This is a genomic window from Dyadobacter bucti, from assembly GCF_005869225.1.
Taxonomy (GTDB): Bacteria; Bacteroidota; Bacteroidia; order Cytophagales; family Spirosomataceae; genus Dyadobacter; species Dyadobacter bucti.
Window position 1 is genome coordinate 591,591 of record NZ_SWFP01000005.1, and the last position, 25,376, is coordinate 616,966.

General features: G+C 47.1%; 24 protein-coding genes. 13 read left to right on the forward strand and 11 right to left on the reverse strand.

The features are described from left to right. The first annotated feature begins 257 nt into the window (after positions 1–257). The 9 genes from FBF61_RS19300 to FBF61_RS19340 all read left to right on the forward strand — a co-directional run bounded on the left by FBF61_RS19300 (position 258) and on the right by FBF61_RS19340 (position 12,233). Positions 258–1,538: an amidohydrolase/deacetylase family metallohydrolase gene (locus tag FBF61_RS19300; RefSeq protein WP_138480271.1), complete on the forward strand. Its 1,281-nt coding sequence runs from the start codon at positions 258–260 to the stop codon at positions 1,536–1,538. After that, entirely contained in the window at positions 1,535–2,779 is a 1,245-nt protein-coding gene (locus tag FBF61_RS19305; RefSeq protein WP_138480273.1) for an amidohydrolase/deacetylase family metallohydrolase, read from the forward strand. Before FBF61_RS19300 ends, FBF61_RS19305 begins: the two co-directional genes overlap by 4 nt. 14 nt (positions 2,780–2,793) lie before the next feature. Continuing rightward, a complete protein-coding gene (locus tag FBF61_RS19310; RefSeq protein ID WP_138480275.1) occupies positions 2,794–4,539 on the forward strand; it encodes a PQQ-dependent sugar dehydrogenase in 1,746 nt (581 codons plus the stop codon). A gap of 109 nt (positions 4,540–4,648) precedes the next feature. Beyond that, positions 4,649–6,244, forward strand: a complete 1,596-nt coding sequence (locus FBF61_RS19315; RefSeq protein WP_166444567.1) for a tail fiber domain-containing protein — start codon at positions 4,649–4,651, stop codon at positions 6,242–6,244. Between the two features lie 149 nt (positions 6,245–6,393). Next, positions 6,394–7,926 carry a tail fiber domain-containing protein gene (locus FBF61_RS19320; protein WP_138480279.1) on the forward strand — a complete coding sequence of 511 codons (1,533 nt, stop codon included), beginning with the start codon at positions 6,394–6,396 and terminating at the stop codon, positions 7,924–7,926. A gap of 142 nt (positions 7,927–8,068) precedes the next feature. Continuing rightward, entirely contained in the window at positions 8,069–9,745 is a 1,677-nt protein-coding gene (locus FBF61_RS19325) for a tail fiber domain-containing protein (RefSeq protein WP_138480281.1), read from the forward strand. A gap of 36 nt (positions 9,746–9,781) precedes the next feature. Next, the gene (locus FBF61_RS19330) at positions 9,782–11,293 is read left to right on the forward strand and encodes a DUF8740 domain-containing protein (protein ID WP_138480283.1); all 1,512 of its coding nucleotides are present in this window, start codon (positions 9,782–9,784) and stop codon (positions 11,291–11,293) included. Beyond that, entirely contained in the window at positions 11,278–11,502 is a 225-nt protein-coding gene (locus tag FBF61_RS19335) for a tail fiber domain-containing protein (RefSeq protein WP_374756624.1), read from the forward strand. Before FBF61_RS19330 ends, FBF61_RS19335 begins: the two co-directional genes overlap by 16 nt. Before the next feature lie 38 nt (positions 11,503–11,540). Then, the gene (locus FBF61_RS19340; protein WP_166444568.1) at positions 11,541–12,233 is read left to right on the forward strand and encodes a T9SS type A sorting domain-containing protein; all 693 of its coding nucleotides are present in this window, start codon (positions 11,541–11,543) and stop codon (positions 12,231–12,233) included. Between the two features lie 28 nt (positions 12,234–12,261). Here FBF61_RS19340 and FBF61_RS19345 read toward each other — a convergent pair whose 3' ends face one another. The 9 genes from FBF61_RS19345 to FBF61_RS19385 all read right to left on the reverse strand — a co-directional run bounded on the left by FBF61_RS19345 (position 12,262) and on the right by FBF61_RS19385 (position 20,514). Then, on the reverse strand, positions 12,262–13,167 hold the full coding sequence (locus tag FBF61_RS19345; RefSeq protein ID WP_138480289.1) for a carbon-nitrogen hydrolase family protein: 906 nt from the start codon (positions 13,165–13,167) through the stop codon (positions 12,262–12,264). Between the two features lie 12 nt (positions 13,168–13,179). After that, positions 13,180–13,779, reverse strand: a complete 600-nt coding sequence (locus tag FBF61_RS19350) for a GNAT family N-acetyltransferase (RefSeq protein WP_138480291.1) — start codon at positions 13,777–13,779, stop codon at positions 13,180–13,182. Next, complete coding sequence (locus FBF61_RS19355) at positions 13,772–14,185, reverse strand: nuclear transport factor 2 family protein (RefSeq protein ID WP_138480293.1); 414 nt, start codon at positions 14,183–14,185, stop codon at positions 13,772–13,774. The genes FBF61_RS19350 and FBF61_RS19355 overlap by 8 nt, the downstream gene beginning before the upstream one ends. A gap of 43 nt (positions 14,186–14,228) precedes the next feature. Beyond that, positions 14,229–14,636 (reverse strand): RagB/SusD family nutrient uptake outer membrane protein, encoded by a 408-nt coding sequence (locus tag FBF61_RS19360; protein ID WP_138480295.1) that lies wholly within the window; start codon positions 14,634–14,636, stop codon positions 14,229–14,231. Positions 14,637–14,722: 86 nt separating this feature from the next. Continuing rightward, entirely contained in the window at positions 14,723–16,699 is a 1,977-nt protein-coding gene (locus tag FBF61_RS19365) for an ArnT family glycosyltransferase (RefSeq protein ID WP_138480297.1), read from the reverse strand. A 98-nt stretch (positions 16,700–16,797) separates the two neighbouring features. Then, a complete protein-coding gene (locus FBF61_RS19370; RefSeq protein ID WP_138480299.1) occupies positions 16,798–17,823 on the reverse strand; it encodes an ABC transporter ATP-binding protein in 1,026 nt (341 codons plus the stop codon). Further along, positions 17,820–18,905 (reverse strand): FecCD family ABC transporter permease, encoded by a 1,086-nt coding sequence (locus FBF61_RS19375; RefSeq protein ID WP_138480301.1) that lies wholly within the window; start codon positions 18,903–18,905, stop codon positions 17,820–17,822. The genes FBF61_RS19370 and FBF61_RS19375 overlap by 4 nt, the downstream gene beginning before the upstream one ends. A 5-nt stretch (positions 18,906–18,910) precedes the next feature. Then, complete coding sequence (locus FBF61_RS19380; RefSeq protein ID WP_138480303.1) at positions 18,911–20,113, reverse strand: ABC transporter substrate-binding protein; 1,203 nt, start codon at positions 20,111–20,113, stop codon at positions 18,911–18,913. A gap of 5 nt (positions 20,114–20,118) precedes the next feature. Continuing rightward, a complete protein-coding gene (locus tag FBF61_RS19385) occupies positions 20,119–20,514 on the reverse strand; it encodes a DUF5618 family protein (protein WP_138480305.1) in 396 nt (131 codons plus the stop codon). A gap of 119 nt (positions 20,515–20,633) precedes the next feature. Between FBF61_RS19385 and FBF61_RS19390 the strand changes: the two genes are divergently transcribed. The 4 genes from FBF61_RS19390 to FBF61_RS19405 all read left to right on the forward strand — a co-directional run bounded on the left by FBF61_RS19390 (position 20,634) and on the right by FBF61_RS19405 (position 24,742). Then, positions 20,634–21,689 carry a ligase-associated DNA damage response exonuclease gene (locus FBF61_RS19390; RefSeq protein ID WP_138480307.1) on the forward strand — a complete coding sequence of 352 codons (1,056 nt, stop codon included), beginning with the start codon at positions 20,634–20,636 and terminating at the stop codon, positions 21,687–21,689. Further along, entirely contained in the window at positions 21,686–23,284 is a 1,599-nt protein-coding gene (locus FBF61_RS19395; RefSeq protein WP_138480309.1) for an ATP-dependent DNA ligase, read from the forward strand. The genes FBF61_RS19390 and FBF61_RS19395 overlap by 4 nt, the downstream gene beginning before the upstream one ends. Before the next feature lie 85 nt (positions 23,285–23,369). After that, a complete protein-coding gene (locus tag FBF61_RS19400; RefSeq protein WP_229215129.1) occupies positions 23,370–24,512 on the forward strand; it encodes an ATP-binding protein in 1,143 nt (380 codons plus the stop codon). A gap of 32 nt (positions 24,513–24,544) precedes the next feature. Further along, the gene (locus tag FBF61_RS19405) at positions 24,545–24,742 is read left to right on the forward strand and encodes a DUF433 domain-containing protein (RefSeq protein ID WP_138480313.1); all 198 of its coding nucleotides are present in this window, start codon (positions 24,545–24,547) and stop codon (positions 24,740–24,742) included. 5 nt (positions 24,743–24,747) lie between these two features. Here FBF61_RS19405 and FBF61_RS35615 read toward each other — a convergent pair whose 3' ends face one another. Both FBF61_RS35615 and FBF61_RS19415 read right to left on the reverse strand, forming a co-directional pair. Continuing rightward, positions 24,748–25,083, reverse strand: coding sequence for a type II toxin-antitoxin system VapC family toxin (locus FBF61_RS35615; RefSeq protein WP_138480513.1), 336 nt, complete (start codon positions 25,081–25,083; stop codon positions 24,748–24,750). Positions 25,084–25,141: 58 nt separating this feature from the next. Continuing rightward, the gene (locus tag FBF61_RS19415; RefSeq protein WP_138480315.1) at positions 25,142–25,357 is read right to left on the reverse strand and encodes a DUF2281 domain-containing protein; all 216 of its coding nucleotides are present in this window, start codon (positions 25,355–25,357) and stop codon (positions 25,142–25,144) included. Positions 25,358–25,376 lie beyond the last annotated feature (19 nt).

Below are 25,376 nucleotides of genomic sequence, written 5' to 3' on the forward strand. Positions count from 1 at the left end.
GAAATGATTATAGCAAAGATATCATGTGCGGAATGCATGAACCCTGAAAGGGTGATATTGTTTTTCCGCAACGTTTTTTAAGAATAATATAATTTCCTTTTTAAGGGTTGATATGCTAGTATTGTATATTATTCCGGAGTGTAAAGCTTTGTCTGAGAATTGGATCTTTATTTTTATAAAATACCATATAATCATTGGCTTTTGAATTTGAATCCAAAATCTGATATCGCAATGCTCCGGTCCTAAACTCTTCAAAAATGTACGCTCAACCTACTAAAAGGAATGCCGCGGGACTCGTAGGATCAGCCCTTGTTTTGCTTTTCCTGTTTCTCTCCTTTTCATCCCGCGCCCAGGAAATCGACCTGCTGCTCAAAGGAGGCCATGTGATTGATCCCAAAAACAACATTGATTCCAACATGGATGTAGCCATCAAGGACGGCAAAATCTTCCGCGTGGCGGCTGATATCCCGGCTGGTTCCGCCAAAAAAACAGTGAATGTAAAGGGATTATATGTAGTTCCCGGCCTTATCGACATGCATGCCCACGTTTTTTACGGCACTACGCCCGATGCCTACATTGCCAATGCATACACCAGCGTACAGCCCGACGGCTTCACTTTCAGAGCAGGTGTTACTACCGTGGTGGATGCCGGGTCGTCGGGCTGGCGGAACTTCCGGACATTCAAGTCGCAGACCATCGATCGCTCCCAGACGCGCGTACTGGCCCTGCTCAATATTGTAGGTACCGGCATGGCGAGCCGCTTCGAAGAGCAGGATTTTTCGGATATGAACCCAGTGATGACAGCCAATATGATCAAAAGAATGTTCCCGAAACACATTGTCGGGATCAAAGCGGCGCACTACTGGGGCGACTATTCGCAGGTGCAAAAAGCCGTGGAAGCCGGCAAGCTGGCCGATGTGCCGGTGATGGTGGATTTCGGGGAACACAAGCCTCCGCTGTCGATTGAAAAGCTCTTCAAAGAATACCTTCGTCCGGGCGATATTTTTACGCATACCTATGCCAACGGCCCCACCGAGCGGGAAACCGTAGTGGACGAAAACGGCAAGGTGAAACCGTTTGTGCTGGAAGTCCAGAAAAAAGGATTGATTTTCGACGTAGGACATGGCGGAGGGGCTTTTTCCTGGAAACAGGCCATTCCGGCTATGCAGCAGGGTTTTAAGCCCAATGTGATCAGTACCGATTTGCATACCGACAGCATGAACGGCGGAATGAAAGGGCTGGACAATGTGATATCCAAATTCCTGAACCTGGGCATGTCGCTGCCCGACGCCATTCTGCGCGCTACCTGGGCCCCGGCGCAGGTGATCAAACGTCCCGAGCTGGGAAGTCTGAGTGTAGGCTCCGAGGCAGATGTGGCGGTTTTTAATCTCAGAAAAGGTGATTTCGGATATCTGGATGTGAGAAAACTGGTATTGAAAGGAGACAAAAAACTGGAAGCAGAACTAACCATCCGCGCCGGTAAAATCGTTTGGGATCTCAATGGTTTAAGTGCTGAGGAAACGGTTAGTTTTAAATGAAAAATCTGAAAGCGCAACGTTCTCCGCAAAAACACACGCTGGCATTGGCGATCCTTTTGCTAGTCGCCAACATCACCTTTGCCCAGAAATATACACTCCTGATCAAAGGCGGGCATGTGGTGGATCCGGCGAATGGGATCGATGCGGTTATGGATGTGGCGGTTGCCGGTGGGACTATTGCCAGGGTTGCTGCAAATATCAGCGAGTCGGAGGCGGAAAAAGTGATCAATGCCAAAGGTTTGTACGTAACCCCCGGTTTTATCGATACCCATACCCACGTGTTTGTAGGAAGTCAGGCGGGGTTGTTTGCCAATGGTGTGAACAGTGTTTCGCCGGATGATTTTACTTTCCGAGCAGGAGTGACAACTGTTGTGGACGCTGGTACCTCAGGCTGGAAGAGTTTTCCGCTTTTTAAAAAACAGGTGATTGACCAGTCCAAAACCCGGATTTTCGCTTTCCTGAACATTGCCGGAGAAGGTATGACAGGAGGTACACGCGAGCAGAATGTGGATGATATGAATGCCGATTCCACTGCAAAAGTGATAACCGATAACCCGGATATTATTGTGGGTGTAAAAATCGGGCATTACAACGGAAAGGACTGGACGCCTTTTGACAGGGCGGTTTCGGCGGCTTCCAAATCCAGGAAACCCTTGTTTGTAGAGTGCCATTTGCCGGAATATTCCCTGGAAGATCAACTATCAAAAATGCGGCCCGGGGACATGATCACGCATTCATTTGAAAATATAAAAGAAAGAATGCCGATCATCGGGGAAGACGGAAAAGTGCGGCCTTTTGTTCTGGAAGCCAAAAAACGGGGCATATTGTTCGATCTGGGGCACGGGGGCGCCGGTTTCTGGTTTGATCAGGCTGTACCGGCTTCAAAGCAGGGTTTTTATCCCAATTCCTTTGGCACGGATTTACATCGTTTCAGCATGAACTCGGCCATGAAAGATATGTCCAATGTGATGTCCAAATTCATGGCGCTGGGCATGACGTTCCAGCAGGCCGTACAAACTGCAACCTGGAACCCGGCCAGGGCGATCGGGCATGAGGAACTTGGCAATCTGAAAGCTGGTAATGCTGCGGATATTGCCATTGTGCGTATCCGGGAAGGGGAATTTGGCTTTATGGATTCGGCCGGAAACGGGATCACTGGCAACAAAAAACTGGAAACAGAAATGACCGTCCGCGCCGGAAAAATTGTCTGGGACCTGAACGGGTTAGGGGCGAAAAAATAGAAATTCAAGTTGATATGAAATTGAATATTTATAAAAAAATACTGGCTTATGCCCTGCTGACAGTTTTTATCGCAGGTGCCCGCGTTCCGGAAGAAAAGCTCCCGGCCGGAGATCCCGATAACGGCGGGCTAACCACGCCGGTTGGGTTCGAAACGCTGGTAGTGGCCGACAGTACCGGCCTCGCACGTCATATTACGGTCAATAGCAACGGGGATATTTATGTAAAGCTGCGCTATTTTGGCAAAGGCCAGCAGGGCGGCACAGTGGCGTTGCGCGATACCAACGGCGACGGCAAGGCCGATATCATCAAAAACTTCGGCAACTATCCCGACCAGAGCAGCCTAGCAAACGGCATCACGATCCGTAATAATTACCTCTATTACAGCTCGTCCCTGGTGGTGTACCGGAGCAAGCTCATTCCCGGTCAGCTGCTGCCCGACGAGAAGGTGGAAGTGATCCTCAAAGACGATCACGAGCATGGTACCCACTGGCACATCACCAAACCAATGGCTTTTGATAACAAAGGCAACATGTACGTGCCGTTTGGTGCGCCTTCGGATGCCTGCCAGGATATGGTCAATTCGCCGGGCGGGAAGCCGGGTAGCGCCGGCGTAATGCCTTGCCCCGATCTTGAAAAGCATGGCGGGATATGGAAATTCAGTGCCGACAAGCCCAACCAGACCCAGGCCGACGGCAGCCTTTATGCCACCGGTTTGCGGAGTATTGTAGGTATGCGCTGGAACAATGCGGATGAAAGCCTGTATGCCGTAGTGCACGGCCGGGACAATCTCCACCGCCTCTTTCCCGAGTTGTTCAGCTCCTGGCAAAGCGCGGTACTGCCTTCCGAGGAATTTGTAAAAGTGCAGCAGGGTACCAATGTCGGCTGGCCGTATTATTATTACGACCAGATGAAAGGCAAAAAAATGCTGAACCCCGAATACGGCGGGGACGGCAAGAAGGAAGGGGAGGGAAGTAAGTATCAGAACCCGATCATGGGTTTTCCGGGTCACTGGGCGCCTAATGATGTCCTTTTTTACCAGGGAAATCAGTTCCCTGATCGGTATAAAAACGGTGCATTTATCGCTTTTCATGGCTCTACTAATCGCGCTCCCTATCCGCAGGCGGGCTATTTTGTGGCTTTTGTACCTTTCGTTAATGGAAAGCCTACCGGCAAATGGGAGGTTTTTGCGGATGGTTTTGCAGGCGTGGACCCGATCATCAATGTGAGCGACGCCAAAGCCCGGCCGATGGGGCTGGCCGAAGGGCCGGACGGTTCCATCTATATCACCGACTCACGGAAGGGGAAAATCTGGCGGATCATGTTCAAGGGTAATCGTAAAACTTTCGGGGGAAAAGAGCTTGCCGCCATGGAAGGCCACAAGCTGCTCGCCCATATCCGCACGCCCGACGAGGTAAAAGATAACCTCGACTCCGAAACCAAAGTGGCCGGACAGCGTATTTACAACACTTATTGCACGCCCTGCCACCAGCGCGACGGGCTGGGCGACGGAAGCCGTTTTCCGCCCCTGGTGAACTCCGAGTGGGTTACCGAGGACAAGCGGCGGCTCATACGTGTAGTGGCCAAAGGGTTGGAAGGCCCGATCCAGGTTTTGGGCAAACCCTATAACGATCTCATGCCCAAACACGACTTTATCCCACCCGAAGAAATGGCGCAGCTGCTCACTTTCGTCCGCCAGCATTTCGGCAACATGCCCGACCGTGTAACTGCGGAGGATGTGAAGCGGGTCCTGGCGCAGTGACCCTTTCCCTTCGATAGCTGGCACCTGCCGTTTATTCATTGCTTTTGCAATTCCGGTTTTCATTCAGGCATTTTGGAGATTCTTAATTCTAATCCAAAATGTGATGATTATGAAACAGCTTTTTTTATCGTTCATCTTTTTGTTCCTGGCTTCGGGGGTAGGTGCCCAGGTGCCGGGGAAATTCAGTTTTCAGGGTGTGGCCAAAAATGCCAGCGGCCAGCCGCTAAGCCCGGGAACCGCTATCAAAGTCTCTTTCCAAATTCATAAGGATGCACCTGATGGGTCCATAGTACATGGTGAGGAGCATTCTCTGACGGTTACCACTGGTGGAATCTTCAACGTTTTAATTGGAGGTGGTGGTTTCCAAGCCGGAACCCCATTAAACGAGATAAATTGGGCAACCGGTAGCTATTTTTTACAAGTGGAACTTGCGGTAGACAATGTAACATTCGTCGATATGGGCACAACCCAGTTGGTAAGTGTTCCTTATGCGAGCTATGCCGCAGATGCCGATCGTGCATTGGAAGCTAAAAAATGGAGCAATGATGATCCGGTGATTCAAAAAGGGACATTTGGGCAGGGAAGTAATTTTCCTTCCATAGGTGCCGGACCTCGGTTAATTTGGTATCCGGGCAAAGCCGCGTTCCGAGCGGGGGAGAATTACAATGATGCGTGGGAAAAAACTAATATTGGGAATTATTCATTTGCCGGAAATCGTGGCATAGCGAGCGGATTGTACAGCGTTGCTTTCGGCGGAGCCGAAGCTTCGGGGAATTATACTTTTTCTGCGGGAATCAATGCAAAAGCTCAGGGAGATTACTCTTCAGCTTTTGGAAGCTATTCATTGGCCGAGGGAGAGGCATCGACTGCCATCGGAGCCGGTACCCGTGCGAAAGCTTTTGGTGGAGTTGCACTAGGAGTTTACAATGATGTCTTCGATACTCCAATCGGTACCTACCAGGGGAATGCTGCTACCGACCGTATTTTTCAAATTGGAAATGGTACTCTGCAATCACATACCAATGCCTTAACAGTTTTACGCAATGGCAACGTGGGCATTGGAAACAATGTATTGGCCCCAACACACATCCTTGAAGTAGGCGGCCGTGCTCGAATACGTCATAGCGGCTCTACAGCAGGTATTTATTTTGACGATTCGGGTAATGATCCGGTTGGGTTCGTTGGCATGCAGAATGATAACGATCTGGGTTTTTATATAGGGGATAAATGGATTTTCAAAGCGAATACATTAGCGGCCTTTGTTGAAGGTAATCTGTTTGTGAGCGGATTTATGTTTGACTCATCTGACCGACGTCTCAAAACAGGCATTGTCCCTGTAGCCAATAGTCTCGATCATATTTCAAAATTAAAAGGTTACAACTATTACTGGAAAGACAAGACCAGAGACCAATCCCTCCAAGCCGGCCTAATCGCCCAGGAAGTAGAAGCGCTTTTTCCTGAGCTGGTGAAGACGGATGAGAAGGGTATGAAGTCGGTTAACTACGTTGGGCTTATACCGCATCTGATTGAGGCTATTAAGGATCAAAATAAACAAATAGTAACATTGAACGAACGCTTGAATGTGTTACAACAACTAGAAGAGCAGGTTACAAAGCTGACGACTTTGATACAAAACGAAGGAGTGGGAAAGGACAAAAACAATGTTACCACTTCAGCTAAAAATATAAGTGTTAGCAATCCTTAATCTCCCGGTCATGGGCAAGGATATAAGGGAGTGCTAGCCCGATGATGTTTCCTTTCAATAGCTGACAGACACCATTTATTCATTGCTTTTGCAATTGTTGTTTTCATTCGGGCACTTTGGGTTTTATTCAAATCCAAAATGTCGTAATTATGAAACAGCTTTTTTTACCGTTCGTCTTTTTGTTCCTCGTGTCGGGGGTATGTGCCCAGGTGCCATGGAAGTTCAGTTTTCAGGGTGTGGCTAAAAATGCCAATGGCCAGCCGCTCAGTGCGGGTACTGCCATCAAAGTTTCCTTTAACATCTACAAGGATTCACCCGGTGGGGGTATAGTGCGGTGGGAGGAGCATTCTCTGACAGTTAACTCCGGCGGAATCTTCAATGTTTTAATTGGCGACGGTGGAACACAAGTTGGAACTCCATTAGATCAGATAGATTGGGGTGCCGCAAACTATTTCTTACAGGTTGGACTTGCGTCGGACGGGGTAACATTTGCAGATATGGGCACTACACAACTGGTGACTGTTCCGTATGCTGGTTATGCAGCGGGCGCTGACCGTGCATTGGAAGCTAAAAAATGGAACGAGAATGGTCCGGTGATACAAAAAGGAACGTTAGGTGAGGGAGCCAATTTCCCGTCTATTGGGGCCGGACCGAGATTAATTTGGTATCCGGGCAAAGCGGCGTTCCGTGCAGGGGAAAATTATAACGGAGCGTGGGAACAAGCTAACATCGGAAATTATTCATTTGCGGGGAATCGTGGTTTAGCAAGCGGCTTGTACAGCTCCGCTTTTGGGGGAGCTGAGGCATCAGGGAATTATACTTTTTCCGGGGGAATCAACGCAAAAGCCTCGGGAGATTATTCCACTGCTTTTGGAAGCTATTCGATGGCGGAAGGGGAAGCATCAACTGTATTCGGTAGCGGTACTGTTGCAAAAGCATTTGGTGGAGTAGCTTTAGGGGTTTATAATAATGTTCAGGATGTTCCAGGGGGGACATATCAAAGCAGTGCTAATTCTGACCGGATTTTCCAGATAGGGAATGGAACGAGTTTGAATTCACGTTCAAATGCCGTAACTGTTTTACGCAATGGCAATGTGGGTATTGGGAATGATGCATTAGCTCCTTCTTATCCACTGGATGTCAGTGGGCGCGTTCGGATTCGCCACAACGGTGCCACAGCTGGTATTTATTTTGATAATTCACAAAGCGGTTCTGTTGGTTTTGTTGGTATGCAAGCTGATGATAAGATAGGTTTCTTTATTGGTAATAATTGGATTTTCACCGCAACTTCTTTGGGAGCTACTGTCAATGGTAATTTAAAGGTAACCGGAATCATCACGGAATCAGATCGACGCCTCAAAACGGACATTGTACCAGTAACCAACAGTCTTGATCACATTTATCAGCTAAAAGGCTACAACTACTATTGGAAAGACAAAACCAAAGACCAATCCCTCCAGACTGGCCTGATCGCCCAGGAAGTAGAGGCGCTTTTTCCTGAGCTGGTGAAGACGGATGAGAAGGGTATGAAGTCTGTCAACTACGTTGGGCTGATACCGCATCTGATTGAGGCTATTAAGGAGCTGAAAAAAGAAAACCAGGAGCGATTGGGCGAACTGGAGGCGAAGGTTAATTCTCTTCTCAAAACTGCCGCTCAGCCGGAAACCACACAGAGCAAATGACCCATAATTACCGGTCGTTTACTCAAAGTAACCGGTGGGAAAATAGATTTGTGGCGAAGTGTATTTTTCATGAATATGCGAACACCAGAGACGGGGGCATCTCTAAAATTGGCCCGGCTCTGTTAACTTAAACCAGATAGTTATGAAAATCATTTTATCCATTTGTTTGGCGTGTCTGCTTGTTGTACAAGCGAATGCGCAGGTACCGGAGAAATTCAGTTTTCAGGGCGTCGCTAAAAATGCGGCCGGGCAGCCGGTTCCCGCAGGAACGAATATCAAGGTGAGGTTCACGGTCCGCGTTGATAATTCGTATGGTCAGTCAGTGTATCAGGAAACACACTTTGAAACCCTGGCTGGGTCGAATGGGATATTCAATATCGCGATAGGCGAAGGCCAGGAAGCGGTCGGGAATTTCAGCACCATTGACTGGCCGTCGCATCCCTATTTTTTACAGGTTGAAATAGACATTGCAGGAGGCGACAATTATGTAGATGTGGGAACTTCGCAGATGTTAAGTACGCCTTACGCGCTGCATTCCAAAACTTCGGATGGCTGGACGCACAACATACCCATAGTGCAAAAAGGGATAGCCGATGCACAATCCAGTATCCCCACGGTTGGCTCCGGTCCCCGATTTGTGTGGTATCCCGGTAAATCGGCATTCAGAGCTGGTTCCAGCAATGGAACGACCTGGGAAGGTGCTGAAATAGGAGTGGGCTCGTTTGCCGCGGGCAGCGGCACTACTGCAAAAGGAAATTTCTCTGCTGCTTTTGGCGGATCATCAAAGGCGATGGGGGATCATTCTGTATCATTTGGGTCGGGTAATGAAGCAATTGGTAAAGGATCACTAGCGACCGGGACTGGCACTAAGGCTATTGGTGATTATTCGGTCGCAGTAGGGGACAAGACACAATCCATGGGGCTAAATTCGTTTGCTGCCGGATTATCAACAATTGCATTTGGTAATTCCTCCGTAGCATTTGGACAATCTACACATGCAGATGGAGAGGCCTCTTTCGCCTTGGGTGTAGGCGTAGTGGCTAAGGCATATAATGGTATAGCCTTTGGAACCTATAATAATATTCAGGACAATGCAGTTGGGACAAAAGCAGGGGCTACGCCTGTCGATCGCATATTTCAAATCGGTAATGGCACAAGCGAGGTGGCGTTGTCCAACGTTGTCACGGTATTGCGGAATGGAAATGTAGGAATAGGTAATAATTCAATTAATCCTACGCATATTCTGGACGTTGGCGGCCGTATGAAGGTGAGAGCCGGAGGCGGTACCCCAGGAATTTATATGGGTGATGCAGGTGATGCATTTGTCGGGCTAAACTCTCAGGGATTTTTAGGGTTTTATGTTGTAGGTAATTGGATTTTAACATGCGCGGGAAATGCTGTTATTGTTGCCGGAGATTTGGGCGTTTCAGGCAATGTAAATGAGGGCTCCGATCGCCGATGGAAAAAGGATATCACCAGCCTGAGCGGAAGCCTGGATAAGATCCTGGGTATTAAAGGTTACAACTACCACTGGATAGATGAGAAAAAAGGAAAAGACCTGCAAACCGGCGTCATCGCCCAGGAAATAGAACCGATCTTTCCCGAGCTGGTCTCCACGGATGAAAAAGGCTTCAAATCCGTGACTTACCGAGGTTTTATTCCGCATTTGATTGAGTCGGTCAAGGAACTGAAAAAGGAAAACGATCAGCTCAAAGCGGACTATGCGGAGTTGAAAGGTCAGACCGGGAAGAGGTTGGAAGCCCTGGAGGCGAGATTGGATCAGCTTTCATCCGGACGTACCGAGCCTAATTCCAAATAGCACCTAGAGTTAATATTCAAATAATCCCGTTTATTAATGAAAAGATTTTTTCACACACTGCTTTTCCTTTTTAGTATTTCGGTGGCCGACGCGCAGGCTCCTTACAAATTTACGTTTCAAGGTGTCGCCAGAGGTGAAACCGGACAAACATTGTCTGTGGGAACAGCCATTCAAGTGCGGTTTACTATTCATAAAGGACTGCCGGACGGTAGCGATGTGTACCGGGAAGTTCATCAGACAACTACTACGGGAAGCGGAATCTTCAATGTAACAATTGGTTCGGGTACCGTTGAGCAGGGCACTTTCAGCTCGATAGCGTGGGCTGGTGATGTATACTATCTGCACATTGAGCTGGCCATTGCCGGGGACGCTTATGTGGATCTTGGAACTACCCAGTTTATGAGCGTTCCCTACGCTTTGCACAGTGAAACGTCAAAGAATTGGCTGCAGAATTCGCCTGTTGTCCAATCGGGCCTGCTAACCGACAGTCCTTTACCTTACGTAGGAAGCGGTTCAAGGTTGATATGGCATCCCGGCAAAGCTGCTTTTCGCGCTGGTTACCTCGTCGACGATATCTGGGAAACTCACAATATCGGGAAGTTCTCCTTCGCAGGCGGGTCGGGGAAAGCAACAGGAGATTATAGCGTTGCCTTTGGAGAGTCGAGCGCGCAGGCGGGCTATGCTGCTGCCCTGGGTTACAAATCAGAAGCTCTGGGCAATAGCTCGCTGGCAGGCGGGAGTTCGACTAAGGCTACGGGCGATTTTGCAACAGCCCTGGGTTTTGAAACAAAGGCTCAAGGGAGCCACACATTTGCAGCGGGCAGTAAAACCGAAGCGATCAGTGCAGGGGCCGTTGCATTAGGTGAACAGACCAAAGCCCAGGGAATCAATTCATTTGCGACTGGCTTGCTTACAAATGCTTTTGGAAAAAATTCGGTTGCATTTGGAAATGGGTCCCAGGCATTTGGGGAAGCATCTTTTGCGTCGGGCGATGGGGTGATAGCGGAGGCATTTGGAGGTGTTACCCTGGGAACCTTTAATAATGTGCAGGATAACAATGTAGTCGGCACCAAAAACGGAGCTGCCGCACAGGATCGGATTTTCCAGATAGGTAATGGTTCACATGAGGAGGCATTGTCCAACGCGTTAACAGTTTTACGAAACGGAAGGGTCGGTATCGGCAATAGTTCTCTTTACCCCACGCACATCCTGGACGTCAGTGAAAGAATCCGGGTGCGTCACAGTGGAGCTACCGCCGGAATTTACTTTGATAACTCTCAGCACAATTCCACCGGTTTCGCGGGAATGATGAATGACAACAATATCGGGCTTCATATTAACAACAAATGGTGCTTTTATGTCAATACCAACCAGGCAACTGTGGAAGGTAACTTAAATGTGATCGGCGAGATATTTGATACTTCTGATCGTCGGAAAAAGAAAGACTTTAATCCCGTAAGCAACAGTTTATCCGGTTTGGGTAAATTAAAGGATATCGTTATCACTGGCATCACGAGTCTTCAAATGATCCTTTGCACACTGGTTTAATAGCCCAGGAAGTGGAAGAAATATTTCCTGAGCTGGTTCAAACCGACAGTGAAGGCATCAAATCAGTGAACTATATTGGTTTGATACCTCACATGATCGAATCGATAAAGGAATTGCAAAATCAATTCAGCCAGCTGAAAGGGAACCATAGCAGCCTTTCAGCAGAGAATGACCATTTAAAGGCAAAGCTTCAGAGACTTGAACGGTAAAGTAAATATGATATTTATGGCAAGTAAATTAAATGAATATGAAAAAGGTCTATTACATCGCTTATCTGTTGCCCTTTGCATTTTCAGCAACGGCACAAACGATATCCCCATCGGGTATTTACGGTGCATCAAACAGCGCCACAAACGGGGGAGTTACAGTCAATTGGGTATTGGGAACATTAACACCGGAAAGTATGTCAGTTTTACCAGTGGTTTTAGTCAGCTTTAAAGGTAAATTATCCAGTGCCGGCCATGCTGAGCTGGAATGGGAAACAGTGCAGGAAATAAATAATTCCGGTTTCGAGATCCAAAAATCCCTGGATGGAAAACACTTCGAGGCCATTGGCTGGGTTGACGGTACCTCAAGTACGAATCAGAGGAAGGTGTACAAGTATACAGATGAGGATTTTGCAACAATGAGCTATTATCGTCTCAAGCAGGTTGATACTGATGGTACGTATACAGTTAGCCGTATCATTACTGTTATCCCCAAAGAAGAGGACATTGAGTACGCCCTGGCTTACCCCAATCCGACCCGCGACGGTGTTGTGAAATTGCGCTTGCCCAAAAGAACGTCCGTAATCAGCTTGTGGGACGTTAATGGCCGGCTTATCAGGGAACAAAAAGGTCCAGGCATGGAGGAAGTGCTCAGGCTTGATAATGCGGGCGTATACCTGCTCCACGTTACCACCCCTACACAGCGCAAAACTATCACACTAATGATGGAATAAACCCCGACAGGAAAGAGATATGGTGGCATCAGATGATATTTGAAGTTACCATTAGCTCGTTTTCGGGATCTGTGAAGCCGGTTTTAATCCTCACATGGTCTTTAAAATTGAAAACCTGACCGTTGGCGCGAACCTGCTCAATTTTGTCAAAATCCAGTTCCTGCACCAGCCAACCGGCCTTTTGCGGTTCCATGGCCGAAATAATGCCTTCTTCGGGCAAGTCTTTGTCAGGCGTTGAATAAAAGGCGGCAAACCCATAATTAATATCCACAGCGGGTGACCATAAGGCTTTTCCGATGGTTTGGGATACTACGGTATAAGCCTGGTTTTCCAGGGCGCGAGCCCTGGCCCCAATGTGGACTCTCGCTGCGCCTCTGATGGTCTCGGTACAGCTCGGTGCAAGTATCAGAGAAGCGCCGCTGGCGGCCAGCAATTGGGAGCCGAGTGAAAATTCCACGTCGTAGCAGATCTGGATTCCGAATTTTCCCCATGAGGCTTCAAAGACGTTCAGAATTTCAGGCGCACTTTGTATACCCCATTCTTCATTTTCGAAACGCGTCATGAACAATTTATCCTGGTAACCCGCCAGCCCGTTGGGCGAAAAGACATGTGCCCGGTTCAGGTTTTTCCCGTTATCGATCACCGGAATGCTCGGCGCGACAATGATCACACCATACTTTTTCGCCAGGTCAGAGAAAACCGTACAGAAGTCGTTTCTAAGCGTGTCCAGCTCAATCACCTGCTGCCTGATGTCATTCCGGATGTCACTGCTGAAAATACTGACAAGCTCCATCGCGCCATACTCTGGAAAAAGCAGCAACTGCGCTTTTTTCGCGGCTGCGCCGGCCACCCAGCTTTCGGTATGTTGCTGCCAGCCGGCAAAATTCTGATGTTCCGTAATAGGATATTGGGCGGAGGCTAATGTTACTTTCATGCAGCTTGTGTACTAATCAATCGTTTTGATCCAGAAAACCATAGGCTTCGATGAGGATTCGGTTTCGCCGATGTCCGGCCAGTCCATCGCAGCTCTGAGGTCGGGAGCTTCGGTATAGCCTCTTTTTTGCCAGAATATGTCATTTGAACGGTAGCCAGCAGGCTTTTGAGGATGATTTTCTCCGCGGTCCACCGAGCAGAAACACATGAGCTTATAGTTACCAAAGCTCCGGGCATGTGCTTCGCGTTCATCAAAAAAGCGGTGGCCCAATCCCAGGCCACGGTAAGCAGGCAGTAAAATACTTTCCCCAAAATAAAAAATGAAATTCACGTCCAGACCAGCCTCTTCGAAAGGCCGGAGTACCTCGGGAGTTTCGTCCGTGAGGGGGATACAAGTGGTTGCCCCCACCATTTCGCTGCCATCATATACTGCAAATAGCATTGATTTTTCCGACTCTGCATAAATTTTCAGATATTCCATTTCATACGTTGCCGATCCTTCATAGAGATAGGGGTATGATTTAAAGACTGCTATCCTCAATTTCGCAAGATCCTCAAAAACAGAAGCTGTTTCCGGGCCGGTCCGGGTAATAAATGTCAGCTTATCAGTCATGTTTTGGCTTGGAAACCAGATCGATCCAGAGAGGAAGATTGTAGTAGGTGGTGACCCGGCTGATTTTTCCGTCGGTCACTTCCAGAAAAGCAGCCGCAGGAAGCACATAAGGTTGTCCGTAGGCTTCGGGAAGTCCTTCTTCTCCTTTTTTGTATTTGCCATTGACAACGAATTCCACCGAAATACGGGTACCGGAAGTTTCCGTGAAGAAAACCATGTCTGTCAGGGTCTCTTCATACGACTCATCCATTATCTGAAGAAATGCTGTAAATTTTTCGATTCCAATCCGTGGATCGCCCTGGTTGGGCTCGTGCCTCACGTCGGCATGCAGCAAGGCGAGCATACCCTTCCAATCTTTGTTGTTGAAGCTTGAGTAATATTGTTGAACGGTTTCTAAGTTATTCATTTTCAGAAATTTACTATTTATTTAATATAAAAAAACGAAAAAACTACCGGCGGAAAGGTTTCCTGATCAAGGAAACCTGGCCGTTCGCATCTTTTTCATACACAGCCAGGCAGCTGGCCTGGAAAGACGCATCGAAGTTTTCGTCACCCGGCTCCAGTTGCGAAGGAACCGGCTTTCCTTCCCGGAAGAAATAGGCTTTTGTGCTCCCGTACTTCGTATAAGGCATCAGATTTCCAAACTTTTCCATTTCATTCCACAAGGTATCCTGCACCGTTACCGCATAGATCCGCACCACAGGGCCGGTGTTATTTGCGTTACGGTACATGGCAACTTCCTTGAAATTCCCCCTCAGATCACCAACATTGGGCTGCGAAACAGAATCAAAAATGATATAACCGATCAGGGCGGCAAGGGCAAAAATTATAAAGAGCTTGATTGGTTTGGTGAGCATGACAAGTGATTGACGATAGTAAGGAAACTTTAACAGAAGGGTTTGAGTTCTTTGAACTGAAAAATTACTGAAACCAGCTGCTGATCTTAACGCGGCACATATAGCCAGCGCGAAGTCCCGCTCCATTTTTTTACATAAGTGATGCCATGGTACGAAAACTGTTCGCCCTCATCAACTTCGGCAATGATACAGTCGGGATCGAAAGCTGTTTTTTCCAGCACCTGGGATGGGTTTCGGACTGCAATATGCTTGAAATGGCGGTTGGGTTTTCTTAAAACATACTGATATCCATAGTCATAGCTGGCTTCATTAAAATCGAAGCCGATACTTTTTGCTTCGAGCGATTCGACATAATTTTTAAGCTGGCTCACTTCCGGCCATGCATCGCCCCAGATTATTTTTTCGGGGCTGTTGTACAAAATGCTTTCCTGTTTGAGGTTCAGCAGATTTTCAGTATTGATGTTTAAATGCAGCGTAGTGTTGACTGCAGGAAAGATTTTTTCAAAAAACCATTTGGTCGAAAGCAGGGGATGTGTGACGCTCAGCAGCGCGAATGGCAACGCGCTCAGCCAAAGCAGTACCACGAAAATTTTTGAAAAGAACTCAGAAAATAAAGAACCGTAAACCAGTCCGATCACCGGGGATATGAGCAGAAAAAAAGGGATATGGATCCTTGAGCCGTAGGTTTGATAACTTATAAAAAAGCAGAAGAGAAGAAAACTTGCGAAACATAATCCCGCATATCGGCGCGCGATAGGGGTGAGTTTGCTAAAAAACAGCAAAGGCAACGACAAAAGGATCAGCAGCATTCCTAAAAAATTATGCGCAAAGTCTTCATTGAAGTTTAGCTTATTCATTTTGAACGGCATACCTGTCCTGGGGTCATCCAGTGGGACGCCGATGGCCTGATGGAAAGATTCGAGACTTTTTTCCATGAAATCGTTGTACCGGTTTTGAGGCGAAATAAAGCCCAGATGCAAAAATGTATGCTTTGAAACCGATGATAAAAGGTTGGCGGGAACAGTAATGTCGTTCTGATTACCGCTGCTGATCGTTCCGATCGGTGTCTGAAAAACTTCATAAGTGCGGTGCCAGAAAGGTGCGTTGACCAGCAGCACGGCTACAACAACCCCACCGGAAAGCTTTCCCAGCTTTTTCCAGTGATCCGGCCGGGAAATCATGAAAATAAATAACAGGATACCGAAAGGCATGGTATAAAAAACAAAAGTGCCTTTGGTCATGATCCCGAGTGCGCAGGAGAGTGCAATCAAAAAAAGAATGAAGGAATTGCGCGTTTTGATATAATCGAAAACATGAAAAGCAGTAGCCAGGATAAAAAACGAAACTACCAGGTCGTTTTGGGTTGTCATGGATTCGAGCACTACGATGGGCAGCGTCAAAGCGAAGCAGAGCGCAATACGCAGCGCGCGGGTGGAGTTCGAAAAATAGCTTGTCAGCATTGAAACCAGGGAGAGTATCCCGGCAAGGCAAAACCATTGCAGCAACTGAAAGTAACGTTCGCTTCCTGCCAGAAGAAAGGTATTAAGATGTACATATTCAGAAAAGGGGCTGAACGAAATCGCTCTTTCGATATGTGAAGGGTAGTGTTCCACATTGCTGTTCGCGACCCAGTAGCCGAGCCTGCTCAGATGGTAACTAAGCGAATCGATATTGTTGGGTGTGGCTACAATGGCCACGGTGAAAGTGATGAGAAGCAGTGTGAAAAGTACGATCTGCGTTACTAACCCTAATTTTTGGAAAAATTCCTGGCCGGATACATACCAGTTTTTAGTAGCACGCCAGATGGTGATGTGTCCTTGTTGAAATATTCGGCGGCAAACAAAGAAAAGGGCGAGGTTAAGGGTGGCCCAGGTGATTGTTACTGCAAAGCGGGTAATGAGATTAAATGCGCTGAGAAATTCAGTGGAAATTGCGATAAAGAAGAACAGCCCCGTTGCAGATGTTAAAATTGAACGCCTGAATGACTGAGGCATATCTTTATAAAAAACCATGTAACAAATAGCGGTACCCAGCCATATTGCCAGTGGGATCAAAAAAATCATGATGCGAAATGATGTTCCGGTTTGCGGCTAATACTGAGCCCAAATCTAAACATTTCACCCAAAACAACGATAGTTTTTTGGACTTGTGCAGACGCCTTTCAGAGCTGGAGGTTTGCCCTAACGGTCGCAACCAACGTTTCAATGCAGGCATGGTTTGAAATCTCCCGGTCAAAGTCCAATTCCCACGCGGCTTTTCCATCCATAGTTTCTGATGCGATTCTGCAGGGTGCGTAGGGATTGTCGGTAATTCCGATCCCATCTCTTTGCAAGGCCCGTTTGGTCCAGAACACAAGTACCGGATCTCCGCTGATGTATACTGCTGACGTTACAATTTCCTGATGGATCGTGAAAGTGCCGGTCGTTTTATCAAAGAAAAAGCCTGATTTCGCAAAAGCAGACTCAAAAGAACCATTGAGAACAAGATCTTCCGGAATGCCGCTCACGAGTTCGCCGCTCTGTTTCATCAGCCATAAAATATCAGCTGCCTGCAAAGCGAGGTCGAGTTCATGTGTACTCAGTAAAATGGCTTTGTTGGTATGTCGGGCAAGCTGGTGGAGCAGCCGCATCATTTCCACGCGGTTGGGCAGGTCGAGGTGCGCGGTAGGTTCATCGAGTAAAATCAGGCTGGTATCCTGGGCCAGGGCCCTGGCCAGCATTACTTTTTGCTTTTCACCGTCGCTGAGCTGGTGTATGCGCCGGTCGAGGAGGCTTTCGATATCAACTGCCGCTGATGCCTGATTGATTTTTTCCTGATCCGAATCCGTCAATGTGCCCAGCCAGCCGGTATACGGTGTTCTTCCCAATGTTACCACTTCCCGGGCGGTGAGGTTACCGGCTTCTATTCTTTCCGTTAGTACGAGGCTTAGTTTTTGGGCCAGGTCGGATGGTTTCAACCGGGAAATCGGCTGCTGTTCCAAAAGGATTTCTCCATCCAGAACCGGCTGTAAACCACCTAAAGTCCGCATTAAGGTTGATTTTCCTGCCCCGTTTGCCCCGAGCAGGCATACCAGCTGACCGGAAAATAATTGCAGGTCCAGCTTTTCCGAAATGATTTTAACCGATTTTCCGGAGCGGTAACCAATCGACAGGTCGTGGGTTTCGAGAATTGGAGGATTGCCGCTCATGAGAAAGAAGAACGGAGGTTATTGCGGCTGATAATAATCCAGATCACTACCGGAGCGCCCAGTAACGAGGTAACCACATTGATCGGTATGGTGGTTTGGGTGCCGGGCATCTGCGCGATGATATCGCAGACCAGCATCAGCACCGTGCCCGTCAGGCAGGTAGCCGGGATCAGGATACGATGGTTGGATGTGCCCAGCAGTGAGCGGGTGATATGGGGTATTGCGATGCCTACAAAGCCAATCGGTCCGCAAAAAGCCGTAATACTGCCCGTGAGCAGGCTGGTACTCGCCATGATGATCAGCCGCGTTTTCCCGACTGTCAGCCCCATGCTTCTCGCATAATTTTCGCCCAGCAAAAGCGCGTTTAATGCTTTTGAAGATACAAATGCAAGCAGCAGGCCGAAAATAACAACGGCTGAAAGTGTGTACAGATGGTATTGTGTCACCCCGCCCAGCGAGCCGAAAGTCCACATGATGTATTCCTGCAGCTGCTCGGGCTGGCTGAAATATTGCCAGATACTGATTACAGAAAGTGTTATCGTCCCGATCATCACGCCCACGATCAGCAGAATTACGTTGTCCCTGATACGTCCCGCTATCGCCAAAATGAGCGATAACACAAGCGCGGAACCTAAAGAAGCCATCACTATGATGAGCCAGCTTCCCGAAATGCCCAATTGTCTGATCGCGTAAATGCTGGCGCTGCTTCCGCCCGTGAGCATCACCGCCGCGACACCCAGACCGGCCCCGGCCGTAATTCCGAGCTCCGAGGGCCCGGCCAGGGGATTACGGAACAATGTTTGCATCTGCAGCCCGCTGACGGAAAGTCCGCAACCTACCAGGATAGCGGTGAGGGCTTTAGGCAAACGTATTTTTTCAATGATAAACAGCCAGGCTGTGTTCTCCGAATCGCGGCGGAAAATGATACTGACTACTTCCGAAAAAGGGATTTTTACCGACCCCAGCATAATATCCAGGATAAAAAGCAAAACCACGAGAACGGAAAGAGTCGTTAGTATCAACTTGTGGTTGGTTTTGGACGGTTCCGGTTTCGGGGTTGTATATGGGTTTTTATCCTGCATGAAGTTTATTTCAATTGTTTATAGTATACCAGCTGATGCGCGGGCAGCAACTCCGGATGCAGAATTTTGATCAGGTCTGACAATGCAATATGTGGATTTACAGTACCCGATTCAAAAAAATCATTTGAGCCCTGTTCGTTTACACGGTTATTGTAGCTGTACATTTTCCCCGATTTGTACGATTGGAAATCGCCGTACCGGACGTCCTGGGCAAGAATATCGGCCCGTGTATCTTTACTGTTGAAGCCTACATTCAGCCAGACATCGGCGGTCAGCGCCACGGGATAAACGGTCTCGAAATTGAGCGGCAGGCTTCCGGTCGTTTTGGTGCTGTTCCAATGGTAATTTCCGCCTGCATCCCTGAAAAACTGCGCCATATAGCTGTCGCCATTGGGCAAAAACCATGCATCTTTTGTGTTGAGGCCGGAAATGATCGATGGTTTATTTTTTGATTTTTCTGTTAAAAGCGCGAGTCTCTGATATTCGTTTTCAAGCGCTGAGAATTTTGCGTTGACGAGTTTTTCCTTGTTCAGCAAAGCCGCCATCAGCTTCACCCACTCGGCCCGTCCCAGCGGCGTGGTTTCCACCCATTCCGAATTGATCACAACCGGGATTCCGGCCTGTTTCAGCGTGGCATAATGATCCATTTTCGCACCTGGGCTCCCTGTTGCCATAATCAGGCCGGGGTGCATGGTTACCAACTTTTCCTCGTTTAAACCCTGTTCCCGCCCTATTTCGGTGACTTTCCCAGCGGCTATCATTTTCCTTACTTCCGGGGAAAACACATATTGCATACCCGATAATCCTGTAAGAATATCTGTTGAACCCAGGAACTCCAGCAGGCCGACGTGCATCGAAGAAGTGACGGCTAGATTGCGGAGCGGGATTTCAATGGTCTGAGCATCAGCAAAACCTTGCGGGCGGGGAGTCCCCCTTTCCAGCAGCAGGTATTTCAAAGTATCAGCCGATTTTTCAAAAGGGCTGATAATATTGACGATTTTATAGTGATCAAAATAGGTAATGGTAAATCCTTTGGCGTGTTTTATCTCAACTTTTTCGGCGTAATAATTCTTACCGCGGGATTCTGATGCTTCCTTTTTTTGCTCTGACCGATCGGACTGACAGCTTTCAAAAGTAGCTGTTGTTAAAAACAGAAGTACTGCATAAGGCAGCCAAAAAACGCGCAATCTCAAAAGCTCTTTGATCATAAAAACTAAATATAAGCCAGCATCTGGCTCACGTTGTTCAAGCCGGTTTGAATTGTATTGACTGACTTGGTACCATGATAATAGCCGATGATATGCAGCTCATCATAGACATCAACCATGAGTCGCAGCAGTTTTTTATCATACTTGCGAATGCGATTGGTGTAGTCATCGATACTTTTCGGCTTAATAAATTTCTCTCCCTCCTTTTGTTTCAAAAATTCATCCAGAATCAGTAAAGCAGCGGAGTAGGCAGTGCCGGACGCCATTTTTACATATTTGACATCGGCGTATAATCCGTCTTTTTTACCGGCTTTTTCACTCAGGATTTTTCTTGCGTTATCCAGATAACGGGCGGCTTCTTCTGCCGGAGGGAGGGTACTGCTCAATTTTGTTTTAGTCATCACCAATAGGAATTGTTTTTAGATATTGATTTAGACGCCAGTTTTTCAAAAAAGTAATCCCAAAAATAGCATTAAATTATCGGAATACATTTTGGCACACTTTTGTTGATTCTGGCCTCATGGCAACATCATCCCTGCTTCAATTTACCGGAAAAAGCATTTACTGTGCCCAGGCGGAGGCGCATATCGATCCCTGGATTCCAGTAGACCGTGCGATCATTACGCATGCACACAGTGATCACGCACGCTGGGGAAGCAGGCATTATCTGGCGCACAAGGATAGCGAACCAATTTTGAGGCTGCGGCTAGGTCCTGATATTTCGCTGCAAACGGTTGAATATGGGGAGAAATTCGTGATCAACGGGGTGGTTTTTTCGCTGCATCCTGCCGGACATATCATTGGTTCGGCCCAGGTCCGGGTGGAATACAAAGGGGAAGTGTGGGTTGCGAGCGGAGATTACAAGCTCGAAGATGATCATTTTGCCAAACCTTTTGAACCGGTTAAATGCAATGTATTTATCACGGAATCGACTTTCGGGCTGCCGATCTATAAATGGCAGCCGCAGCAGGAAGTTTTTTCGGAAATAGACAACTGGTGGCGGCAGAACAAAAACGAGGATAAAGCCAGTGTGCTCATGGGTTATTCGTTGGGAAAAATGCAGCGGATCCTGAAAAATATCGAATTGCAGGACCATGTGCTGTATGCGCACGGGGCAATTTATACATTAAATGAACGGTTAAGGCAGGCAGGTTTCGATTTGCCGGAACTGACTTTGGTTACCAAAGAAACAGACCGGAAACTTTTTCGCGGCGCACTGGTACTGGCGCCGCCTTCGGTCGACAGCAGTACCTGGATCAAAAAATTTGCACCTTATTCTTTGGGTTACTGCTCGGGATGGATGGCTTTGCGCGGCGCGAAAAACCGGCGGGCCGTGGATCAGGGCTTTGTGCTGAGCGACCATGTCGACTGGCCCGATTTGAATACAGCTGTGAGAGAATCGGGAGCTGAAAAAGTATATGTTACACACGGTTATACCAGTATTTTTTCCAGATGGCTCAACGAAAACGGGATAGAAGCCGGCGAGGTACATACTATGTATGGAAATGAAGATGAAAACGAGGAGGAAGAAGCTGTGCAGGATAATACGGTTGTACCAAACGAGCCAGGGCAATGAAACAATTTGCTGAACTCTTCATGAACCTCGACCGTACCAACAAAACCAATGCAAAGGTGGAGTTGATGAAAAATTATTTCCTGACAGCTTCGGACGAGGACAAGCTTTGGGCATTAACATTGTTCACCGGAAGAAGGCCATCTTTTAAGGTAAACCGCACGCAGGTGAAAGAGTGGGCGGCAGAGGAAGCAGATATCCCGATGTGGCTTTTTCAGGAAAGTTATCATAGCGTGGGTGATCTGGGAGAGACCATTTCGCTGATCCTGCCGCGAAGCGCAGCAACAGATTCTGACAGATCGCTGACCGAATGGTTCGATTATCTGCATGCGCTCCCGGCTATGACCGAGGGAGAGAAACGCACTCATATTCTGAATGCATGGGCGCAACTGTCTAAACATGAGACTTTTGTTTTCAATAAATTGTTAATGGGCAGTTTCCGGATCGGTGTTTCGCAGACATTGGTGGTGCGTGCGCTGGCAGAAGCTACTGAAACCGATTCCAATGTGATCGCGCACCGGATCATGGGTCAATGGGATCCTTCGCAGACGACTTTTGAGCAATTGATCCTGGATAAAGGTGAAAATGACAATGCATCGCGGCCTTATCCTTTTTTTCTGGCATATCCTATCGAAGGCGACATATCGGGACTCGGTAATCCCGAAGACTGGTTTGCGGAGTGGAAATGGGACGGTATCCGTTCGCAGATCATTTACCGGAACAATGAATTATTCATCTGGACCAGGGGAGAAGAACTGTCTACGGACAAGTTTCCGGAATTGCATTTCCTGAGTTCGGTTTTGCCAAATGGTACGGTTCTGGATGGGGAAATTGTGAGTTATTTTGATAACAAGCCTATGCCCTTCAATGTTTTGCAAACGCGGATCGGCCGGAAAAATCTCTCCAAAAAAGTGCTGGAAGAAGCACCGGTTGCATTTATAGCCTATGATATACTGGAAGCAAATGGTATCGATATCCGGGATTGGCCGCAAAGCCAGAGGCGCGCACAGTTAGAAACAATCCACCAGAATGTGCCGGGACAATCTTATTTCAATTTGTCGCCGCTGATCGATTTCAAAGAGTGGAGTGAATTGCATGACCTGCATCCACTTTCCCGGCAAAATATTGCGGAGGGTTTTATGATCAAACGGAAAAGCAGTACTTACCAGGTCGGGCGGAAAAAGGGCGATTGGTGGAAATGGAAGATCAATCCGCTGAGCGTAGATGCCGTGCTGATTTACGCTCAAAAAGGCTCCGGGCGCCGGGCTGAGCTTTTTACGGATTATACCTTTGCTGTCTGGGGAGAGGATAAAAAGCTGATCCCTTTCGCAAAAGCATACTCTGGTCTGACCGACGCTGAAATCGGGCAGGTTGATTATTTTATCAAACGAAATATCCTCGAAAAATTTGGTCCTGTCAGAACGGTCAAACCCGAGCTGGTTTTTGAAATCGGTTTTGAGGGAATCAACGAATCATCACGGCACAAATCCGGAATAGCAGTCCGTTTTCCGAGAATTTTACGCTGGCGAAAGGATAAAAAAGCCGAGGAAGCGGATACGCTGGAGAGTTTGAAGGGGATTTTGGAGATGTATAAGTGATAACTTGGGGTAGAGAAAGTCTGCAAATTTAACATTTAATGTTAAATTTGCAGACATGATACAGCGAAGGCTCGAGAGTAAAATTATGGAGGCTTTGAAAAGAAGCCCCGCAGTAGCCCTCATGGGCCCACGTCAAGTTGGAAAAACGACCATCGCTTTGGATGTCGCCGAAAAAATATTGGCCGTCTACCTTGATTTGGAAAGCAAAGCGGACTTTGAAAAGGTTCTAGACATCAGAATTTTTCATCGGGGAAATCGAGAAAAGCTTATCATACTGGATGAAGTACAGAAACTACCTGAATTATTTGCCGAACTACGTGGAGTGATAGACCAGGAGCGACGAAGCGGAAACAAGTTTGGTCTGTTTCTTTTTCTGGGATCTGCATCCATGGATCTTTTACAGCAATCTGGCGAGTCGTTGGCTGGAAGAATCACATATTTGGAACTTCATCCTATCGATACTCTCGAATACACAGGTAATGATCCTGAGAAAATTAATACACTTTGGTTACGTGGAGGATTTCCAGAAAGTCTTCTTGCTGATTCGGATAGGAGTAGTTTGGAGTGGCGACTGAATTTCGTAAAAACATATCTCGAACGTGATATCCCACAGCTAGGCCCCAGAATACCCGCTGCTACACTGGAAAGATTTTGGACAATGCTTACTCATAATCAAGGAAGTATTTTCAATGCTTCCCACCTAGCTAGAAACCTGGACGTTTCAAGCATGACAATTGGAAGGTATTTAGATTTAATGACGGATTTACTGTTGGTAAGAAGATTAAAGCCCTGGACTTATAACACAGGTAAACGCTTAATACGAAGTCCGAAGGTATATGTGAGAGATAGTGGAATTGTACATGCCCTTCTTAATATTGAGAATTATAATAATTTGCTTGGACATCCTGTTGTTGGACAAAGCTGGGAAGGTTTTGTTATAGAAAATGTAATGAGTGTATTGAACTCCCGGGCACAAGCATACTATTATGGAAGTCCCGGAGGCGCTGAAATCGATCTTGTTCTTGAATTCGCGGATGGGGAGACTTGGGCAATTGAGATCAAAAGGAGTTCATCGCCTAAATTATCCAAAGGGTTTTATATTGCATGCGAAGATCTTAAGCCTGACAAAAAATTTGTAATCTATTCAGGGACAGATACTTTTCCGATGGCAGAGGACGTGACTGCAATACCTTTATATGGTCTGATGAATGAAATTGTCGGCCGTTGAAAAGTAAGCACATTTGTCAAAAACAAGTGAATATGGAAAATGATTTAACCAGAATAGTAACCGATGAGGCAATTTGCAACGGAAAGCCGGTGATCAGAGGTTATCGGATTACAGTCCAAACGATCTTGGGATATTTGACAGCAGGCGAAAGCGAAGAGGACATTATAGAAGCGTATCCTTTTTTGGAAGAAGCAGATATAAAAGCTTGTGTACAATATGCTAATCAATGAGATTTTCACCACACCACTTCAACCAGCTCATTGTAATAACCAAATTTTTCATCGGCTGAAATGATGATCAATTTTTCTGAGAATGCGGTTGCCAGAATAAGTCGGTCAAAGGGATCTCCATGATTAGGAAGAAGAGGTACTATTTCATAATTATCAAGATGTTCACTCCTTATTGGCAATATAGTTATGCCAATTCTTTCAATTTCGGAGATGTAATCTTTGATAGGCCTCTGTAATTCGAGTTTGCCGATTTTCTTTTTTATAGCAATCTCAAAAAAGGAAACAATGCTGACGTAGCAGGGGAAGCCTTGGTTGGAAACTATTTTTCGGCTGATGCAAATAGCCGGTTTTCTTCGTCAAGAGCCCAAAGAATTACGTGTGTATCTAGCAGATATGCCATTACATGTAATCTTTTAAATCATCGATCGGGTCGTTAAAGTCATCAGACATTTTAATAGTACCCTTCATTGTGCCCAGTGGGCGCTTATTTAACGACGTGGACGGATCAGTCTCTTCCATAAAAGTTACCAGAACTTTCGTTTTTTTCTTTAATGGTGGTGTTTCTTTAAAGAAAACCTGGCCACCCTCGTATATACCTTCAATCGTTGTCAACATATTCTTATTGTTTGAGGCT

Coding starts and splice junctions, on each gene's coding strand:
- FBF61_RS19305 (WP_138480273.1), top strand. CDS start 1,535: ATGAAAAATCTGAAAGCGCAACGTTCTCCGCAAAAACACACGCTGGCA.
- FBF61_RS19350 (WP_138480291.1), bottom strand. CDS start 13,779: ATGACTGATAAGCTGACATTTATTACCCGGACCGGCCCGGAAACAGCT.
- FBF61_RS19375 (WP_138480301.1), bottom strand. CDS start 18,905: ATGCAGGATAAAAACCCATATACAACCCCGAAACCGGAACCGTCCAAA.
- FBF61_RS19330 (WP_138480283.1), top strand. CDS start 9,782: ATGAAAAGATTTTTTCACACACTGCTTTTCCTTTTTAGTATTTCGGTG.
- FBF61_RS19315 (WP_166444567.1), top strand. CDS start 4,649: ATGAAACAGCTTTTTTTATCGTTCATCTTTTTGTTCCTGGCTTCGGGG.
- FBF61_RS19370 (WP_138480299.1), bottom strand. CDS start 17,823: ATGAGCGGCAATCCTCCAATTCTCGAAACCCACGACCTGTCGATTGGT.
- FBF61_RS19300 (WP_138480271.1), top strand. CDS start 258: ATGTACGCTCAACCTACTAAAAGGAATGCCGCGGGACTCGTAGGATCA.
- FBF61_RS19400 (WP_229215129.1), top strand. CDS start 23,370: ATGGAGGCTTTGAAAAGAAGCCCCGCAGTAGCCCTCATGGGCCCACGT.
- FBF61_RS19365 (WP_138480297.1), bottom strand. CDS start 16,699: ATGATTTTTTTGATCCCACTGGCAATATGGCTGGGTACCGCTATTTGT.
- FBF61_RS19415 (WP_138480315.1), bottom strand. CDS start 25,357: ATGTTGACAACGATTGAAGGTATATACGAGGGTGGCCAGGTTTTCTTT.
- FBF61_RS19360 (WP_138480295.1), bottom strand. CDS start 14,636: ATGCTCACCAAACCAATCAAGCTCTTTATAATTTTTGCCCTTGCCGCC.
- FBF61_RS19405 (WP_138480313.1), top strand. CDS start 24,545: ATGGAAAATGATTTAACCAGAATAGTAACCGATGAGGCAATTTGCAAC.
- FBF61_RS19355 (WP_138480293.1), bottom strand. CDS start 14,185: ATGAATAACTTAGAAACCGTTCAACAATATTACTCAAGCTTCAACAAC.
- FBF61_RS19380 (WP_138480303.1), bottom strand. CDS start 20,113: ATGATCAAAGAGCTTTTGAGATTGCGCGTTTTTTGGCTGCCTTATGCA.
- FBF61_RS19390 (WP_138480307.1), top strand. CDS start 20,634: ATGGCAACATCATCCCTGCTTCAATTTACCGGAAAAAGCATTTACTGT.
- FBF61_RS19320 (WP_138480279.1), top strand. CDS start 6,394: ATGAAACAGCTTTTTTTACCGTTCGTCTTTTTGTTCCTCGTGTCGGGG.
- FBF61_RS19345 (WP_138480289.1), bottom strand. CDS start 13,167: ATGAAAGTAACATTAGCCTCCGCCCAATATCCTATTACGGAACATCAG.
- FBF61_RS19310 (WP_138480275.1), top strand. CDS start 2,794: ATGAAATTGAATATTTATAAAAAAATACTGGCTTATGCCCTGCTGACA.
- FBF61_RS19340 (WP_166444568.1), top strand. CDS start 11,541: ATGAAAAAGGTCTATTACATCGCTTATCTGTTGCCCTTTGCATTTTCA.
- FBF61_RS19325 (WP_138480281.1), top strand. CDS start 8,069: ATGAAAATCATTTTATCCATTTGTTTGGCGTGTCTGCTTGTTGTACAA.
- FBF61_RS19385 (WP_138480305.1), bottom strand. CDS start 20,514: ATGACTAAAACAAAATTGAGCAGTACCCTCCCTCCGGCAGAAGAAGCC.
- FBF61_RS19395 (WP_138480309.1), top strand. CDS start 21,686: ATGAAACAATTTGCTGAACTCTTCATGAACCTCGACCGTACCAACAAA.